This window comes from uncultured Chloroflexus sp., from assembly GCF_937129525.1.
Lineage (GTDB): Bacteria > Chloroflexota > Chloroflexia > Chloroflexales > Chloroflexaceae > Chloroflexus.
In genome coordinates this window covers 38,909-55,538 of the sequence record NZ_CAKZNK010000092.1, presented here as the reverse complement: position 1 = coordinate 55,538, position 16,630 = coordinate 38,909, and the positions used below count along the sequence as shown (strand labels likewise).

Here is a 16,630-nt window from a genome sequence, read left to right as displayed (position 1 = left end):
ATAGCCGATAGCCGATAGCCGATAGCCGATAGCCGATAGCCGATAGCCGATAGCCGATAGCCGATAGCCGATAGGCGATAATCCCGCTGCGTCCTCTGCGGTCGGAGCCATAGCCGATAGCCGGCTTTGTGGACACGCAGGCTGACACCCTGACACTGATAATCCATCATCATCTGCGCGTTGTATCCGTGCTATACTGAGCTGCGTCTGGCAGTATATGCCAGACCGGTGGTTTCGGGCTTTGTTTCCCGGAGGAACTATGTCAACTCTTATCGAGGCGATTATTGCCCGCGAAGTACTCGACTCGCGCGGTAACCCAACGATTGAAGTCGATGTTCGGCTGGAGAGCGGTGATGTAGGACGGGCGATCGTGCCAAGCGGCGCCTCTACCGGCGCCCACGAAGCGCTTGAGCTGCGCGATGGCGATAAGTCGCGCTACAACGGTAAAGGTGTGCTGAAGGCAGTGCAGGCGGTGAACGAGGATATTGCCGAGGCGCTGATCGGTTTTGATGCCGCCGACCAGATTGCCCTCGACAACGAACTGATTGCGCTCGATGGCACTCCTAACAAGAGCAAATTGGGCGCAAATGCGATTCTGGGCGTATCGCTTGCAGCGGCAAAGGCCGCCGCCGCCGCGTTCGGTCTGCCCCTCTACCGCTACCTCGGTGGCGTGTATGCCCACGTGCTGCCGGTGCCGATGATGAACATTATGAACGGTGGTCAGCACGCCACTAATAGCACCGACTTTCAGGAGTTTATGATTATGCCGGTCGGCGCAGAAAGTTTCCGCGAAGGTCTGCGCTGGGGCGCCGAGATTTATCACGCTCTCAAGAAGGTAATCCATGACCGCGGCTTTAGCACAACGGTCGGCGATGAAGGTGGCTTTGCGCCTAGCTTGCCTACCAACGATGCGCCGCTGCAATTGATCATGGAGGCGATTGAAAAGGCCGGCTATCGCCCCGGCGAACAGATCTTTATCGCGCTCGATCCGGCCACCACCGAGATTTATGAAGACGGTAAGTACCATCTCAAACGTGAAGGTCGCTCGCTGACCAGCGCCGAGATGGTCGATTACTGGGTCGAACTTGTTAACCGCTATCCGATTATCTCGCTCGAAGACGGTCTAGCTGAGGATGACTGGGAGGGCTGGACGTTGCTGCGCGCGAAGCTGGGTGATAAGGTGCAACTGGTCGGTGATGACTTCCTCGTGACCAATGTGCAACGCTTGCAGCGCGCAATCGATCATCGTGCCGCCAACTCGATCCTGATCAAGCTTAACCAGATCGGCTCGTTGACCGAGACTCTGAGCGCGATCCAGTTGGCCCAACGCAGTGGCTGGACGGCAGTGGTGTCGCACCGCTCTGGCGAGAGCGAAGATGTCACAATCGCCGATCTGGTCGTGGCAACGAATGCCGGTCAGATCAAGACCGGCGCTCCTGCCCGCACCGACCGGATCGCCAAATACAATCAGCTCCTGCGCATCGAAGAGGAGTTGGGGAGCGCCGCTCGCTACGCCGGACGTAGCGCGTTTAAGGTGTAACCGCTCACATCGTGCCCGCCGGGTTTGACCAGTAGTACCGATCGCTTCCGGCCAGCGCACTTTGCGCTGGCCGATGACCTTTCTGGTTTCCGCCGACTTCAGGGCAAGCCGCTATCTCCAGCCAGTTCACTTCACGCTTCACCAAAAACACCCCCAGGCCCCTGAGCGTTGATGCGCAGCGGGGCCTGGAGATAGGATCAATCACCTTGTTACGTAGCTGGCGTGGCAACTACCGCTGATCGAGCGGCACATAGTCCCGCCGCTGGGGACCGATATACACCTGGCGCGGACGGGTAATCTTCTGCTCTGGATCTTCGAGCATCTCCAGCCACTGCGCCAGCCAGCCCGACGCGCGCGGAATGGCGAACAGGAAGGGGAAGTACTCGATCGGGAAGCGCAACGCCTGATAGATCAGACCGCTATAGAAATCGACGTTCGGGTAGAGCTTGCGCGAAACGAAATAGTCGTCTTCCAGCGCTACTCGCTCCAATTCCATCGCCACATCGAGCAGTGGGTTGGCCGCCGTCGCCGCGAAGACTTCGTGCGCGATCTTGCGGATAATCTTGGCTCGCGGGTCGTAATTCTTGTAGACACGATGGCCAAAGCCCATCAGACGGGTTTCACCCTTCTTCACCCGCTCGATAAACGCCGGCACATTCTTGGGATGACCGATCTGCTGCAACATTCGCAGCACTGCTTCGTTGGCGCCACCGTGTAACGGCCCGTACAACGCCGCCGCCGCCGCCGCCAGCGCATTGTACGGATCGGCGTGACTTGAACCGACGCTGCGCATCACCGACGTTGAACAGTTCTGTTCGTGGTCAGCATGCAGGATGAAGAGCACGTCCAGCGCTTTGGCCAGCACAGGGTTGACCTCATACTCGCGCTGGTTCATGTAATCCATCATGTACAGCAGGTTGGCGGTATAACTGAGAGAGCTGTCGGGCAAATTAAACGGACGCCCAATTCGATGCCGGTAGGCGAAGGCGGCAATCGTCGGAATCTGGCCGATGATACGCCAGATCTGCTTTTCACGCACAGTCGGGTCGTGAATATTCTTCGCTTCGGGGTAGAGCGTGGACATCGCCGCCACCGAGCTGATCAGAATCCCCATCGGGTGCGCATCGTAGCGGAAGGCCTGGATCAGCTCGACCAGGCTATTGTGCAGGAAGAGGTGTCGGCTGATGCGGTATTCCCACCACGCCAATCGCTCTCTTGAGGGCAGTTCACCGTACAGCAACAGATAGGCCACTTCCAGATACGAACTTTGCTCGGCCAGTTGCTCAATCGGGTAGCCACGATACTCAAGAATGCCGCGATCGCCATCAATGTAAGTGATGCTACTCTTGCACGATGCGGTGTTGAGATAGGCCGGATCGTAGGACATCAACCCAAAATCATCGTCCGAAACCTTGATCTGGCGCAGATCGGTCGCTCGAATCGTTCCATTCTCGATCGGAATTTCGTAGGTCTTGCCGGTGCGATTGTCGGTGACTGTCAGAGTGTTCTTTGTCATAGCCGTACTCTTTCGTGTGTACTACGCTTGCATCGCCATCGATACATTCGCGCTACTGTAAAACGCCGGCATACCAGAAGCAGGGTTGGCGTGGTATGAGGATTTTTGTTCGCTGGTATTGTACCAAAAGTCGTTACAAATTGCACAGGATAAATGCGCGCGACACCATGGAAGACGATCTCAGTTGTTGGGCAACAGTATCACGAATAACCACGCAAACGCAGCCGAATCGTCGCGTTATTATTGTTCGGTCGCCGCAGCTTTTACTTCCAGCGGAATCCGCCAGAAGAGTTCGGTAGCGCCGTGGAGTGGCACTAATTCAAGTGAGGGCCAGCGATAACTGCCCACGACCAACCAGTAACGACCAGATGGCAGCCCGGCAGGGATCGTTAGCCGTCGATCATCGATAATCAGTTCTCCCGCCTGCCACAGACTCGTCGGACGACCACCGGCAGCCGGCGGCCCATCGGCATCTGCGATCCGTTCATCGCGTTCATTGCGCAGATGAAGCATAATGCTGCGCTCATCAAGCTGATCGCGCAGCGCCTGCCACCAGAGCGTGATCGCCAGCGTGTCACCGGCAACGATCTGATCGACGCCGAGATCGTACCCGCGCAAGAGCATATCATCGCCAAACTGCGCCGCCAGGGGTTGCAGTGGCCGATCAATCCGCGCCGCCAGCAACGAATGTTGCGCTGTCCAATCGAGTGTCACCTGGCCGGCCCGGTCGATAGCCAGCGCAAAGAGATCAACCGGGGCGAGCAGGGCGCGCAGATCGGTACCGATCCACAATCGAGCCGTATATATGCCGGGTTGTGGTTCGGCCTGCCAGACACCGAGCGGCAAGAAGGTTCCGTCAGCATCCCGGGCGGTGGCAGATCTGTTGTTGAAATCAATCGCGACAATCACTTGTTGCGGTACCGCTGCCGGGAACAAACGCAACCCATAGCGCGCCAGCAGATAACCTTGTCGCTGTTCCCAGAGTTCCAACGCCACTACCAGTGGCCCACTATCTGGATTAAACATATCAATAGTAGCGATGATCTGTGACCCTGCAACAGCGCTCGCTGCGTTCACTACCACGCTCTGATTCGCCGTATCTGCCTCAGTTGGCACAGCAGAAAACAGGCTTAGCGATTGCAGCCGAATGGGGATCGCGCCGCTTTGAATGGTCAACGTATGTGGCGTCTCAACCGGCCCGACCACGATTGCGCCCAACCCGGCTGGCACGGCATACCGCTGACCGTCAATCACAATTTCAGCGGGAGTGAGTGATACGGTTTGCAACCGAATCCAGCGCGTTACTCGCTCTGACGGGAGGAGTAGCGCAACGGTTGACAGACGGTCGGCGGTGATCGATACGGTGATGGATTGACCTTCAACCAATAACTGCTGCGCCTTGAGATGAGCGATCACATCACCTGGTCGCCGGTAGAGACGGTAAGAACCGCCACTCCAGATCGATGGTTCGGCATAGCCCCACAGGGTGGGGTCTTCATCGCGATGCAAGAGTGCGTACCCGGCAATTGCATCAGGTTCACCGGCCACCGATGAAGTATAGCCGGTGCGCACATCACCCCAAACGATGGCGTGATCGAGCAGATACGCGGCCAGCGTGCTGGTCATCCCCTGAACGCGCGAATCACCGGTGAGCAAGACAGTGCTACCTGCGGGCACGACCTGACGCAATTCGCGCAAAGCCGGCAACTCGCCGACAAACAGTCCAGGGGTGCGCCAGTGATCGGCTACCACCCGCCCACCGGTGAACGCGATGGCGCCGCCGATGATAACACCAACGCTACCAGTCACAAGTCGTCGTAACAATGACGGATGACCGGCAAGATGATCGTGGATCGCCTGCAACCCGCTCGCCGCCAGCGCAGTGACAATCCAGCCCAGATACGCCGCCGCCTTCAGATAGCCGTAGTGATATTCGGCGCCAAATCGCAGATAGAGCAGAAAACCGCTTGCGCCGACAAGCATACCGATCCAGCGTCCGCGTTGGCGTCCGGCTATGAGACCATAGCCAGCCGTCAACGCCAGCGCCAGCGCAGCCAGCAGCAACGGGAGCGATAGCGGTTCTGGCCCTTCCCGGAGGCGAAAGCGACTCAGGCCGACAATATCGCTCAGGGGTGCGAAACGAAACAGGCCAAGCGTCGTCATCGGCAGACTGTAACGGTAATTGAAACCGGCAAAATAGTCGGGAATGGTGGGAGCGGCGAACGCCAGGGTGAGCGCGATCAGTATGCCGGCCCGACCGACCAGTGACCAGCGATTCCGCGCCGACCAAAGGGTGGCAATACCGATACCGACGGCCATCAATCCAATCGGGCCAAGCGCCGGATAGTAGGCCACCGGAATGGCAGCCAACCCGATAGCGGCGATAAGCAGCGCAAACCAGCTATGACGACGAGCGACAGATGAGCTGTCAGGCAATGTCTGCACTGCGGCCAGACCGAGGATCAACGCCAGCGGGATGAGCGGCCAGGCTGCCAGTTGCATGCCGAAATTGAAATAGCTGACCCAGAGCAACAAACCGTTCAGCGCCGCCAGCAATGCGCCAAACCCCGCCCAGAGACGCCGCAACTCAAACACCGACTGCAAGAGCACATAGATGCCTGCCACCCCCAGCGCGCGCAGCCATGCCAGCAGTGGCACAAAACTGACCAGCGGTTCGCTATAACTGAAACTGAGGAGATCAACGCTCCCCTGCCAGATGCTGAATCCGAGCGTCAGACCGATACGCGGCGGATCGGCATTAATATCGCGCAGCGGGTTATCGGGTGCAGTCGCAATCGCGCTCACCGGGCCACGTGTCAGATAACGCGCTGTAGGCCAGTAATTTTCTACGTCCCATCCAGCGCCGATTGGCGCCGCGTAGCCGTAGCTATAGAGCGGAGCAACCCCTATCGCCAGCGCGATCAAGACCGCTAACAGCGCCGGACAGTGCTGATTCAACGCCGCTGCCAGATTGGGCATTCCGTACCGTCGCCATGCCAGCCAGTTGAGCCAGCCACTGAGCGGTAAGAGCAACATCAGCGCCAGACCCAACCCACCGACAAAACGCGCGATCCAATAGCCGACCAGAATGGTCAGCGCATAGCCCAGCAACGGCGCCAGCACCGCTCTCCAGGGCTGCAAAGCTGCCGGCAGCAACAACCGCGCCAGCCCCCACCCGTTCCAGAGCGCAAGCGTCGAAGCGACCAACAGGGTCAGCGCAAGTTCGTACCACAAGCGATTCATAACTTTGCCGGCATCAGCGCCGATGCGCCATAGATGCGCGCACTATGCCCGCCGGCGGGCAAAACTCCACAACATCACGGCAGCGCCCAGATACAGACAGATCGAAACGCCAATTAGCGCCGGCAGTGACACATCGTACAGCCAGCCCAGCATGGCGCTACCGACAAACCAGCTCAGACCGAAACCGGCATTAAACACGCCATAGGCCGCGCCGCGCCGGTCAGCCGGAGCCAGTTGCACAACTGCTGCGCGCATAACCGACTCTTGCGCACCCAGCGCTACGCCCCAGAGCGCGACACCGATCACGGCAGCGATCAGGCTACTGCTGAAGAGCAAAGGGGTACTGAATGTCGCCAGTGCTGCGACACCGAGCAAGGTTTGGAAACCGATCCGGTCGTACAGCATCCCAAATCCCAACGCAGCAATGGCATCAACAACCATGGCCAACCCGTAGAGCGCCGGAATTGCCGCAGTGGGCATCAACTGCGCGCGTTGAAAATGGTAGGCAGCCAGGGCGAAATCAACGCTCGCGGCGGCAAACAGGCCCACGCCAATGATATAGCGCCAAAATGATGAGCTGAAACCGGTCGTCACAACTATCGGCGACGTTCCGGCCAGATCCGATGGTTGGGGGAACAGAATTCGCGCCGCCAGCAGCACCGCCAGACAGAGCAGGCCAGGCACAAGCAGGATACCGAAAGCAAATTGAAAACTACCACCTGTAGCCAGTATTGCCGCCAGTGCCAGTGGCGCCGCGAACGCGCCAACTTGATCGAGCGCTTCGTGCCAGCCAAAACCCTTGCCGGAACCGACTCGCTCGGCAGCATACGAGATCAATGTGTCTTTGGCCGGACTGCGCAGCGCCTTGCTCAACCGTTCCACCATGAGCAAACCTACCGCCAGCGGCCAGGCCTGCGCTAGCGCCAGCAGCGGCACGGCGATAATGGTCAGCGTATAGCCGAGAATGGTGAACAGCCAGTAACGACGAGTGCGATCGCTCAGATAGCCAAACACCAACCGCAAGCCGTAGCCGATAAGTTCGCCGATCCCGGCGGTAATACCGACCACTGCGCCGCTCGCCCCTAGCAAGGCCAGATATTGACCGCTCAGGCTCCGGCCTCCTTCATACACCATATCGGCCAGCAGGCTCACAAAACCCATCAATAAAATGAATTGTACCGCGCGTCGGTGCGAGGAGTTCGAGAGTGTCTGCATCGTTGACCTTAAATTCCAGGTTCCGATAGTCTATCAATCTGAGCGCTGCTGGGCAACCATCATCAGCGCATACCAGATCACAACGGCGGCCAGGCGAGCAGTGCGATCATCAATATCGTATGTCGGATTGAGTTCACTTATCTCGATCAGACGAGTGCGCGGCTCGGCGCCGGCCAGCATCGATAGCGCCACCAGCTCATCACCGCGCATGCCGAGCGGGTTGGGCGCGCTGACTCCAGGCGCTTCAGATGATTGTACCACATCAAGATCGAATCCCCACCCGATACTGACTGCGTCACTGGCCGCCAGCATTGCTTGCATCATCGCGACCACGCCGTGTTGACGAGCTGCCGACAGTTCAACGATCGTTGCCCCTCGCTCGCGCAGGTAATCGGTATAGATTGGCGAGTTGGCATGAGGTTGCGCGCCAAAGACCCAAAAGCGGCGCGGATCGATCAAGCCGGTTTCGATCAACTGCCGGTAAGGCGTGCCGCTATTGGCCGGCTGATCGGCCCGCGCGTCGTAATGGGCATCGACATTAATTGCCAGTGTTGGCGGCGCCACCAGTGCCAGCGCCGCCATATCGGGATAGCTGATGTCGTTGCCGCCGCCGAGACTGATCAGAAGTTTGCCATCTGCAATGATTTGGGCCGCTATTTCGCGGTGAAGGGCATGGATTGTTTCCAGGTCACCATTGACCGGCGTATCTCCGAGATCGCAGATCGACAGGTCGGAGATTTCGGCTACCCCAAGCCGATAGAGGCAACGTCGAATCGCTGCCGGCCCGTGAGCGGCGCCGGGCCGGCCCCGGTTGCGTTGCACGCCAATATCCTGCGGACAACCGAGAATAACAACTGTCGCCGCATCGTAGCCGGCTACACCGGGAACAACTACTTCACCCAGGCGACGATCGTTAGGATCACCACGCCGATAAAACAGATCGTGGGCCGGGGGAATGACTTGCCGTAACAGAGTGCTCACTGGCGGAAGAAATCGATGACCTGGCTGCGTTCCTCCTCGCTCGGCATCAACTCGATAAAGGTGATGCGATGCCAGGGGAAGATCACCGCCTGCACACCGGCAGCCAGATATGGCACCGGCTTGCCATCACGTTTGCGCATATTGGTAACTTTAATAAAGAGATCGCCGGGCTGTGGTTCCTGATCGATATCGGCCAGCAACGGATCCTCGCCGGTGAGGTGAAGGATGATCGTTTTCGGCATAGAGAAGCCTCCGCAAGCACGTTGCTATCACAATTTCAACTCAAACCGCACCAACAACATTCCAAACTGCACCTCGTCGCCATGGCGCAACGGCATCGGTTGGCTGGGAGGCACACGCTGGCGGTTGAGAAACGTCCCATTCGAGCTCCCAAGATCTTCGATTGCATAGCTACCATTCTCGCAGATGATCCGGGCATGGCGACGGGAGACACCTGCATCGTAGCCACCATCGAGGCTGAAATCAACATCGGGAAAGAAATTACGCTGCTGGTCTTTGCGACCGATAATCAATTCAGGCGCAACCGGCAATTCGATTCGACGACCAGAACTGATCACGACAAGCGCAAGCGCCGGACCGGCGACCTCATGCGTTGGCGCCGGTAAGATTGTCACTTCATCTTCAATCTGCTGGGCAACTTCGGCAGCCCGATTCAGCGAGGCAGTCGTCTGGCGCTGCGACCTGGCGCTGAGCAAACTCGCCCCGCAAACCGTGCAAAAGATTGTCCCTTCCAGTTGCTGCGCCTGACAATGACTGCAAATGATCATAGATTACGCGCTCCGGCTTATGATTGCTCTTCGCGCCCGATCAGACCGCGAGTGCCATACTTAATTCGCTTGCGCCCCTCAGCGCTGGCCTGTCCGGAACGAAGCAAGCGAGTGGCTTCTTCTTGCACCGCGCGAGCCAGCTCGACCTGGCCTGCCTCAAACAGACGTGTGCCGGCCATCTGCAAGCGCCGTGTCGCCTCTTCGAGCTTCCCTTCTTCCGCCGCTTGCCATGCGCTGGCCTGCAACCGGTAAGCCACTAACCGTTCCAGCCAGTGCTTGACGGTTGGATCCACATCGTCACCAACCTCATCGGGATCGCGCAAGACCACCGACAGCGTTTGCTCCTGGCTTTGGATGACGCTATCACTGCCGGGAGTGCGGTAGCGGATGCTCAAACGCATTATAGTGTGTCGTCCCTGCGGCAACGGTGGCACAACTATTTCCAGTAGCAAAGCCTGGACATCCTGCTCCGGCCAATCACCGAGAGCCGCTGTCCAGACAAAATCAGATTCTTCGATCACCGGCAACGGCCCGATAAAGGGGCGCACGCGATCGAGCGACCGCACCAGTGATTGAGGTTGCAGCGCCAGCCGCGCCTGCACATCCTGAGCAAAGATACTGTGCATGCGCTCAACTTCGGCGGTAAAGATCTTTGTAATCTCGGCAGCAGAGGTAATGTAATGGGTACGACTATTCTCTCGGGCGGCAATCGTCTCTAACAGATCTTCGTTCCACTCGCTGCCGATCCCAAGCGCAGTAATGCCGATCCCACGCGACTGCGCGCGCCGGGCAATTTCGACACAACGACTTTCATCGCCATAGGTGCGGCCATCGGTCAGTAATAACAGGCGATGAACCGCGCGTGGCATCATTGCCCGTTGCAGCTCTTGCAGCCCTAACGCGAGGCCGGTTGCCATCTCGGTGCCGCCGGCGGCATCAATCGCGCCGATCTGACGTTTAATTTCTGCCCGCGCCCGCGCCAGTTGCGCCGGCACAACCACTTCGGCCCGGTCGTTGAACGTCACCAGGGCAAAGCTCTCGTTATCGCCGAGCAGGTCGAGGATCTGCATTGCCGCCTGCTTGACCTGTTGCAAGCGCTCTCCCCGCATTGACGAACTGCGATCGATGACCAGGCAAAGATTGAGCGGCAACCGGGGCATTTTCGCAGCGCTACTCTGCGCTGTCAGCTCGACCAGGGCATAGAGCACCTGCGGCTCAGAGGTAGCCGGAAGTATGCTACGACTGGCGGTAATGCGCAGGTTAACATTGCTCATCGCTGACCCTCATCAAGCGGTAGCGACACCACGACCGCCGAGATATTGTCGTCACCGCCGGCAAGATTGGCCAATGCAATCAGCTCACGGCAGACATCTTGCGGCCAGGGACTGTGCTGAAGCGCCTGTTCGATCGCCCGCTCGTCAACCAGGCTCCAGAGGCCATCGCTGCACAGAACGATATGGGAACAGTTATTTAGTTGATGGTAGACGAAATCAACGGCGATCTGCGGCTGTTGACCAACAGTGCGGTAGAGCTGGTTGCGCAGCGGATGATCGCGCGCTTCATCGGGATCGAGCTGACCGAGCGCAATCAGGCGTCCGACAGTTGAATGATCGGTGGTAAGCTGACGCAACCCACCCGGCTCGTAGACGTAGCAGCGCGAGTCACCGACGTGAGCCACATACAGACCGTGACCGATCACTAACGCCGCCGTGCATGTAGTGCCCATATCTGAACCGAGCGCCTGCGATTCGCGCCAGATGGCGGCATTTGCCTCTTGCACCGCTTCGATCATGAGCGGTTGCAAAGCGTCATTCAGGCCATCTTCGATCAACGGCAACACGAGTCGTTCGAGCACACTGGTCAATACCGTCTGCACTGCCAGCCGGCTGGCCACTTCGCCGCCATGATGACCACCCATACCGTCAGCCACGATAAACAAACCAACCGGCACATCGCTCCCTTCGCGCGGCAGAGTCATAATCATCGCCAGAGCGCAATCTTGATTCGACTCGCGCACTCGTCCTATGTCACGCAGCGCAGCGGCAGCGAAGCCTTGCGCCGAGCGGCGTAATGTCAGAGCCGGCTGATAATCTTGACCGATCTGGCGAGTGCCATCCTCTTCGGGCGACGTCAGTTGTGCCTGTTGCCGCCGCGCCGCTTCAATATCAGCCAGGCTCATCGGTTCTGTAGGTGTTTCATCAGTAGCGGGAGCAGTTTCGTCTGGCGTCACAGCAGCTTCCCCTTGCCAGTATCCCCTACGCTTTCAGCGCATAGAGATGATGATCCATCGAGCCGATATAGACAATGCCATTCACGATCATCGGCGATGACACAACAGGGCCTTCCGTCAGATACTTCCAGATCAACTGACCACTGCCGGCATCGAGACAGTAGACTGCCTGATCGACTGCGCCGAAATAGAGTCGTCCACCTTCGACGCGCGGCGACGAGGTAATCTGGCTGCCTGCTTCATACTTCCATACCAGGCGTCCGTTTTTGGTATCGAGAGCGTACATGTTGCCATCGACGCCACCAACAAAGACGCGAGTGCCGACGACGCACGGCGATGAGTTGATATAGTGACCGGTGCGAAAACGCCAGGCCGGCCAGCCACCCTCGGCGTCGAGGGCATACAGATTCTGATCGAGCGAACCGACGAAAACCAGCCCCTCGCTATATGCCGGCGTCGAGCGCACCGGCTGCTGCGTGCGTTGCTTCCACTTGACCGAACCGGTGCGCGCGTCAAGGCAGTAGACATTACCGTCATCACCACCGATAAAGACCGACGTGCCGTTAATGCAGGCCGATGAGCGAATGGGATTCCACGTGCGATACTTCCAGATAAGCGTACCGCGCATACCGTCAACGGCATAGACGTGCTGATCATCCGAGCCGACAACAACCACCCGGTCCTCGACTCGTGGCGACGAACGGATCGGCTTATCGGTGCGAAAACTCCAGCGCAGACTGCCGCGCCGCATATCGAGCGCGTAGAGCTTGCCATCTTCCGAGCCGATGAAGACCGTATCCTGCCAGACGGTCGGCGACGAACTGATGCCGCCTTCGGTCGCATACTTCCAGCGAAACTCGCCACGCGCAGCGTCAATTGCGTAGAGATTGGTATCGTAACAGCCGACAAATACCAACCCACCACTCACAAACGGCGATGAGCGCACCTCATCTTCACACTTAAACCGCCAGACCAGCTCGGTTGTTTGCGCGCTCTTGCCTTTGACCACCGCCGGCGCCGGGCTGGCGATCTTGCTGCCAACCATCTCGGCCAGCGCCGGCACTGTCAGCAATGCCTGGCGAAACTCTTCGGCGCTCTGCCAGCGCGCTGACATATCGTACTCAAGCGCGCGCGCCACCACTGCTTCCATTTCGGGCGACACCGCGGGGTTGATCTGGCGAACGGGACGTTCCTGGAAGGTAAAGGGAGTTTCAAGGCGAGGGTCGGTATTGGTCAAGAGATGATGTAACGTTGCGCCAAGCGCATAAATATCACCCACCGGCTCGGCAACACCGCGGTACTGCTCGGGTGGTGAATACCCTTCAGTACCGATCATCGTGCCTTTACGGTCGCTGCGATTAAGGTTACGAGCAATACCAAAGTCGATCAGCACAATCCGATCATCGCCGGTGACCATCACGTTTGACGGCTTCATATCGCGGAAGACAATCGGCTCCGGCTTGTGATTATGCAGATAGTTCAACACATCACAAATCTGCACTGCCCACCGCGCCACTCGCGCTTCATCAATCGGCTTGCCCTGCTCTTCCAGCACTGTTTCCAGGTCTTTACCGGGAATAAATTCGAGCACAAGGTAGACTTTTCCATGCTCCTCGAAAAAGTCGTACACCTTGGGGATAGCCGGATGTTGCAACGTAGCCAGCAAACTCGCTTCCCGTTGGAAGTTCTTGAGATTGAGGAGCCGGGTCTGTGAGTCGGGTGCGCTCTGCGCCATCTCTTTAATCGCGCAGTAGCGAACGACATCTTTGAAGCGCAGATCACGACCGCGATAGACAACGCTCATGCCACCGATTCCGATAGGCCCCTCGACCTGATAGCGCCCTTGCAAGATGGTGCCAGGGCTAAGCATCGCCGGAGCGGCTGGTCGTGACTGAGCGACAGGCCGCGCCTCCATCTGCCGGGTACCCTCCTCGCCCTGCCCCAGCGGACGGGCCTGCATCTGACGAGTGCCCTCTTCTGGTGTATGAGCGGATGGGCCGATCTGACGGGTGCCCTCTTCGGCAGCGTCGGTTTCGGATGGTTGCGCATTTACAGCTTTGGTGCCAACCCGTTTGATCAAACCCATGGGTCACCTCATCATACCCAATGATTGCCAGCGATAAGCATCGATGATTTGTTTCTCTATTATAGAAGCTGTTGCCTGCTTCGGCAACCGCGCAGGCAACGAAATCGGAAACAAAGTCATGGAAATTGGGTAAAATTACTATTGATAGTTATCGTACTACCGTTTTACTTTACCCACCCTTTTGCGCGATCTACTGCTTGCTGCCACCGCGCATGCCTGACAACCCGCTCTTCATCAGTAATTGCCGGCGTGAAACGAACGGCATTGTCGTCGATCAACTCAGGCAATGACGTTAACGACCAGACCCCGGCCCCAATCCCGGCCAGCAGAGCTACACCGCGAGCCGTTGTTTCGGTATCGCGCGCGCGCACCAGCGTGACGCCGCTAAGATCGGCCTGGATCTGGCAGGCCAGATCGCTGGCAGCCAGCCCGCCACCGACCCGCAGCTCGGTGATGCTTAACCCGGCCTCTGACCGCATGGTCGCCAGGATGTCGAAGAGTTGAAACCCGATCGATTCGTAGAAGGCGCGCGCAATGTGTCCGACCTTCACACCTAGCGCCAGGCCAAAGATGGCGCCCCGCGCGCTGCGATCTTCGCTCGGCACACCCAGCCCGTTTAACGCCGGCACAAACACGACCCCGCCACTGTTTGACACCTGCCGCGCCTGTCGGTCAAGGTCGGCTACCCGGGATACCAGACCGATCTCGCGTAACCAGTTGGCCGCCGCGCCGGTGGTTGTCATATCCGCTTCCATAGCATAGGTTGGCATACCGTCAAGCTCCCAGGCCAGATAGGTTTTGCAAATGCCCTGCGGCGGTGCGACTGAACCGGCAACCACGTTCACAAATGAGGCAGTGCCGTGGGTGGCTACCGCCTGACCGGGCAGCCGACAATCGTAGCCGAAGAGAGCCGCCTGCTGGTCGGTCATCATGGCCAGCACCGGCACTGCGGCGCCATCGAGATGCAATTCGCCGAAATGATGAATGGTTGAGCGGGCCACCGGCAAGGCAGCGCGCGGGATGCGCAACGCATCGATCCATTCGTCCCATAGCGCGCGCCGACGCGGATCGTAGACGGTCATCGCCTGCAAGAGCGAGTGATCGAGCGCGTGCTCGGCGGGCCGGCCCAACGCCTGCACAATCCAGCCTGCCGCCAGCGACACCCGCAATTCACCCCGCTCGGCAGCGCGCCGAAACGCGGCATCGTGTTGCATCCGCCAGGCCATATGCATCGCCCCGGCATAAGCGCCGGGGAACTGACCCAGCCGCTCCCGCCGCTGCGGAGCCAGTGGCGTCTCATCGAGAGCCGCCACCAGTGGTGCCGCGCGCAGGTCTTGCCACGTGATCGCATTGCCGATTGGTCGCCCAGTGCGGGCATGCCAGGCAAAGACTGTATCGCGTTGTGAGGTGATGCCGCACGCCAGCAGATCTCTCCCGCGCGCGCCGGCCTTTGCCAAAGCCTCATTGATAGCTATGGCAACACTCCGCGCCACCAGCGCAGGCCGCTGCTCGACCCACCCCGGCTGTGGTGACACTCGCCCCACCGCGCGATAGCCATACCCTCGCACTTGCCCCTCATCATCGTAGATAACAGCGCGACTCCCACTGCCGCCCTGATCGATTGCCAGAATGTATCGTCCGGTCACGGTTATGCCTCATACTCTGCCTGCAACGAATAGCCGGCATTATAGCACGGTCGTCAGCGCCGCCTGGAAACATTACGGTCAGCATCGAACATCGTTGTATAATACCAATCCTGTAACAAATGCGAAGAGAGGACGCTCGCGCGCCTTTGCGCTGAAATAGAATTGTATGAGTCACTTTACGATCACTGCCCGCGATCCCCATAGCCGCGCCCGCGCCGGTCGCTTACAGACAGCGCATGGCGTCGTTGAAACGCCGGTCTTTATGCCGGTAGGCACCCGCGCAACCGTCAAATCACTCAGTCCGCGCGAATTGCGCGAGCACGGCGCATCGATCATTCTCGGCAATACCTATCATCTCTACCTGCAACCGGGCCACGAACTGATCGCCCGTCACGGCGGCCTCCACCGGTTTATGAGCTGGGATGGTCCCATTCTAACCGATAGTGGCGGCTTTCAGGTCTTCTCGCTCGTCTATGGCGGCATTGCCGATGAAGTAAAAGGTCGGCGTCCCGCCCATCCGGCGCGCCTGAACGATATGGTCACCGTGACCGAAGAAGCGGTCATCTTCAAATCATACCTTGACGGTTCGCGCCACGTCTTCACGCCAGAGCGCAGTATTGAAGTGCAGCACCATCTCGGCGCCGACGTGATTGTCTGTTTCGACGAACTACCGCCATTTCGCGCCGGCTACGAGTACACGGCGCAGAGTATGGCCCGCACCCACCGCTGGGCCGAACGCTGTCTGGCAGCGCACCAACAACGCAACCGGAATGCGCTGCCCAATCCCGATCAATTGCTCTTTGGTATTGTGCATGGCGGTATTTTCCCTGACTTGCGCCGGGCCAGCGCTGAATTCATCAGTCAACTGGAACTTGATGGATTGTGTATCGGCGGGTCACTGGGAGCGAACAAAGCGCAAATGTACGAGGTGGTTGAGATGACTGTCCCCTATCTGCCTGATGGCATGGCGCGCCATCTGCTCGGTGTCGGCGATGTCGATGATCTGTTAGAGGGGGTAGCGCGCGGTATCGATATGTTTGACTGCGTCAGCCCAACCCGACTTGGCCGGCATGGCGCGGCGCTGGTGCGCAATCGCGAACGCAACTGGCGACTGAATGTTACCAATGCGGCGCTACGCGACGACCCAGGGCCATTGCAAGAGGGATGTACCTGCTATACCTGCCGTCACTTCTCGCGCGCCTATATACACCATCTGTGCCGCTCGAAAGAATTGTTCGGCATCAGACTGGTCAGTCTGCACAACGTTGCTTTCTTGCTCAATCTGATGGCCGAAGTGCGGGCAGCGCTGGCTGCGGGGAGGTTTGGTGAACTCTACGCCGAATGGTTAGGCAAGCCACTGGGTTCCATCCACCGGTAAAGCCCGA

13 protein-coding genes are annotated in these 16,630 nt (G+C 58.7%); 2 read left to right on the top strand and 11 right to left on the bottom strand.

The window, feature by feature from the left end; all coding sequences use genetic code 11:
- The first annotated feature begins 259 nt into the window (after positions 1-259).
- Positions 260-1,540: a phosphopyruvate hydratase gene (gene eno, locus Q0650_RS11680; RefSeq protein WP_298819151.1), complete on the top strand. Its 1,281-nt coding sequence runs from the start codon at positions 260-262 to the stop codon at positions 1,538-1,540.
- 4 nt (positions 1,541-1,544) lie between these two features.
- On the opposite strand, the gene Q0650_RS11675 is transcribed toward eno, so the two are convergent.
- The 11 genes from Q0650_RS11675 to Q0650_RS11625 all read right to left on the bottom strand — a co-directional run bounded on the left by Q0650_RS11675 (position 1,545) and on the right by Q0650_RS11625 (position 15,245).
- Entirely contained in the window at positions 1,545-1,682 is a 138-nt protein-coding gene (locus tag Q0650_RS11675) for a hypothetical protein (protein ID WP_298819149.1), read from the bottom strand.
- Positions 1,683-1,769: 87 nt separating this feature from the next.
- Positions 1,770-3,056, bottom strand: coding sequence for a citrate synthase (locus Q0650_RS11670; RefSeq protein WP_298819147.1), 1,287 nt, complete (start codon positions 3,054-3,056; stop codon positions 1,770-1,772).
- Between the two features lie 240 nt (positions 3,057-3,296).
- Positions 3,297-6,299 (bottom strand): hypothetical protein, encoded by a 3,003-nt coding sequence (locus Q0650_RS11665; RefSeq protein WP_298819146.1) that lies wholly within the window; start codon positions 6,297-6,299, stop codon positions 3,297-3,299.
- Positions 6,300-6,341: 42 nt separating this feature from the next.
- The gene (locus Q0650_RS11660; protein ID WP_298819145.1) at positions 6,342-7,514 is read right to left on the bottom strand and encodes an MFS transporter; all 1,173 of its coding nucleotides are present in this window, start codon (positions 7,512-7,514) and stop codon (positions 6,342-6,344) included.
- A gap of 33 nt (positions 7,515-7,547) precedes the next feature.
- Entirely contained in the window at positions 7,548-8,495 is a 948-nt protein-coding gene (locus Q0650_RS11655; RefSeq protein WP_298819143.1) for a formimidoylglutamase, read from the bottom strand.
- Positions 8,492-8,737 carry a hypothetical protein gene (locus Q0650_RS11650; protein ID WP_298819141.1) on the bottom strand — a complete coding sequence of 82 codons (246 nt, stop codon included), beginning with the start codon at positions 8,735-8,737 and terminating at the stop codon, positions 8,492-8,494. The genes Q0650_RS11655 and Q0650_RS11650 overlap by 4 nt, the downstream gene beginning before the upstream one ends.
- A gap of 27 nt (positions 8,738-8,764) precedes the next feature.
- Positions 8,765-9,283, bottom strand: coding sequence for an FHA domain-containing protein (locus Q0650_RS11645; protein WP_298819139.1), 519 nt, complete (start codon positions 9,281-9,283; stop codon positions 8,765-8,767).
- A gap of 17 nt (positions 9,284-9,300) precedes the next feature.
- Positions 9,301-10,557, bottom strand: a complete 1,257-nt coding sequence (locus Q0650_RS11640; protein WP_298819137.1) for a VWA domain-containing protein — start codon at positions 10,555-10,557, stop codon at positions 9,301-9,303.
- Positions 10,554-11,513, bottom strand: coding sequence for a PP2C family serine/threonine-protein phosphatase (locus Q0650_RS11635; protein WP_298819135.1), 960 nt, complete (start codon positions 11,511-11,513; stop codon positions 10,554-10,556). Before Q0650_RS11635 ends, Q0650_RS11640 begins: the two co-directional genes overlap by 4 nt.
- 25 nt (positions 11,514-11,538) lie before the next feature.
- Positions 11,539-13,599: a PQQ-binding-like beta-propeller repeat protein gene (locus Q0650_RS11630; RefSeq protein ID WP_298819133.1), complete on the bottom strand. Its 2,061-nt coding sequence runs from the start codon at positions 13,597-13,599 to the stop codon at positions 11,539-11,541.
- 164 nt (positions 13,600-13,763) lie between these two features.
- Positions 13,764-15,245, bottom strand: a complete 1,482-nt coding sequence (locus Q0650_RS11625) for an FGGY family carbohydrate kinase (protein ID WP_298819131.1) — start codon at positions 15,243-15,245, stop codon at positions 13,764-13,766.
- A gap of 166 nt (positions 15,246-15,411) precedes the next feature.
- Here Q0650_RS11625 and tgt point away from each other — a divergent pair, with 166 nt between their 5' ends.
- Positions 15,412-16,623 (top strand): tRNA guanosine(34) transglycosylase Tgt, encoded by a 1,212-nt coding sequence (tgt, locus tag Q0650_RS11620; RefSeq protein WP_298819129.1) that lies wholly within the window; start codon positions 15,412-15,414, stop codon positions 16,621-16,623.
- The last annotated feature ends 7 nt before the right edge of the window (positions 16,624-16,630 follow it).

What these genes read in the sequence shown, in the direction of transcription:
- eno (WP_298819151.1), top strand. Translation starts at nt 260, where the DNA reads ATGTCAACTCTTATCGAGGCGATTATTGCCCGCGAAGTACTCGACTCG.
- Q0650_RS11670 (WP_298819147.1), bottom strand. Translation starts at nt 3,056, where the DNA reads ATGACAAAGAACACTCTGACAGTCACCGACAATCGCACCGGCAAGACC.
- Q0650_RS11665 (WP_298819146.1), bottom strand. Translation starts at nt 6,299, where the DNA reads ATGAATCGCTTGTGGTACGAACTTGCGCTGACCCTGTTGGTCGCTTCG.
- Q0650_RS11660 (WP_298819145.1), bottom strand. Translation starts at nt 7,514, where the DNA reads ATGCAGACACTCTCGAACTCCTCGCACCGACGCGCGGTACAATTCATT.
- Q0650_RS11650 (WP_298819141.1), bottom strand. Translation starts at nt 8,737, where the DNA reads ATGCCGAAAACGATCATCCTTCACCTCACCGGCGAGGATCCGTTGCTG.
- Q0650_RS11645 (WP_298819139.1), bottom strand. Translation starts at nt 9,283, where the DNA reads ATGATCATTTGCAGTCATTGTCAGGCGCAGCAACTGGAAGGGACAATC.
- Q0650_RS11640 (WP_298819137.1), bottom strand. Translation starts at nt 10,557, where the DNA reads ATGAGCAATGTTAACCTGCGCATTACCGCCAGTCGTAGCATACTTCCG.
- Q0650_RS11630 (WP_298819133.1), bottom strand. Translation starts at nt 13,599, where the DNA reads ATGGGTTTGATCAAACGGGTTGGCACCAAAGCTGTAAATGCGCAACCA.
- tgt (WP_298819129.1), top strand. Translation starts at nt 15,412, where the DNA reads ATGAGTCACTTTACGATCACTGCCCGCGATCCCCATAGCCGCGCCCGC.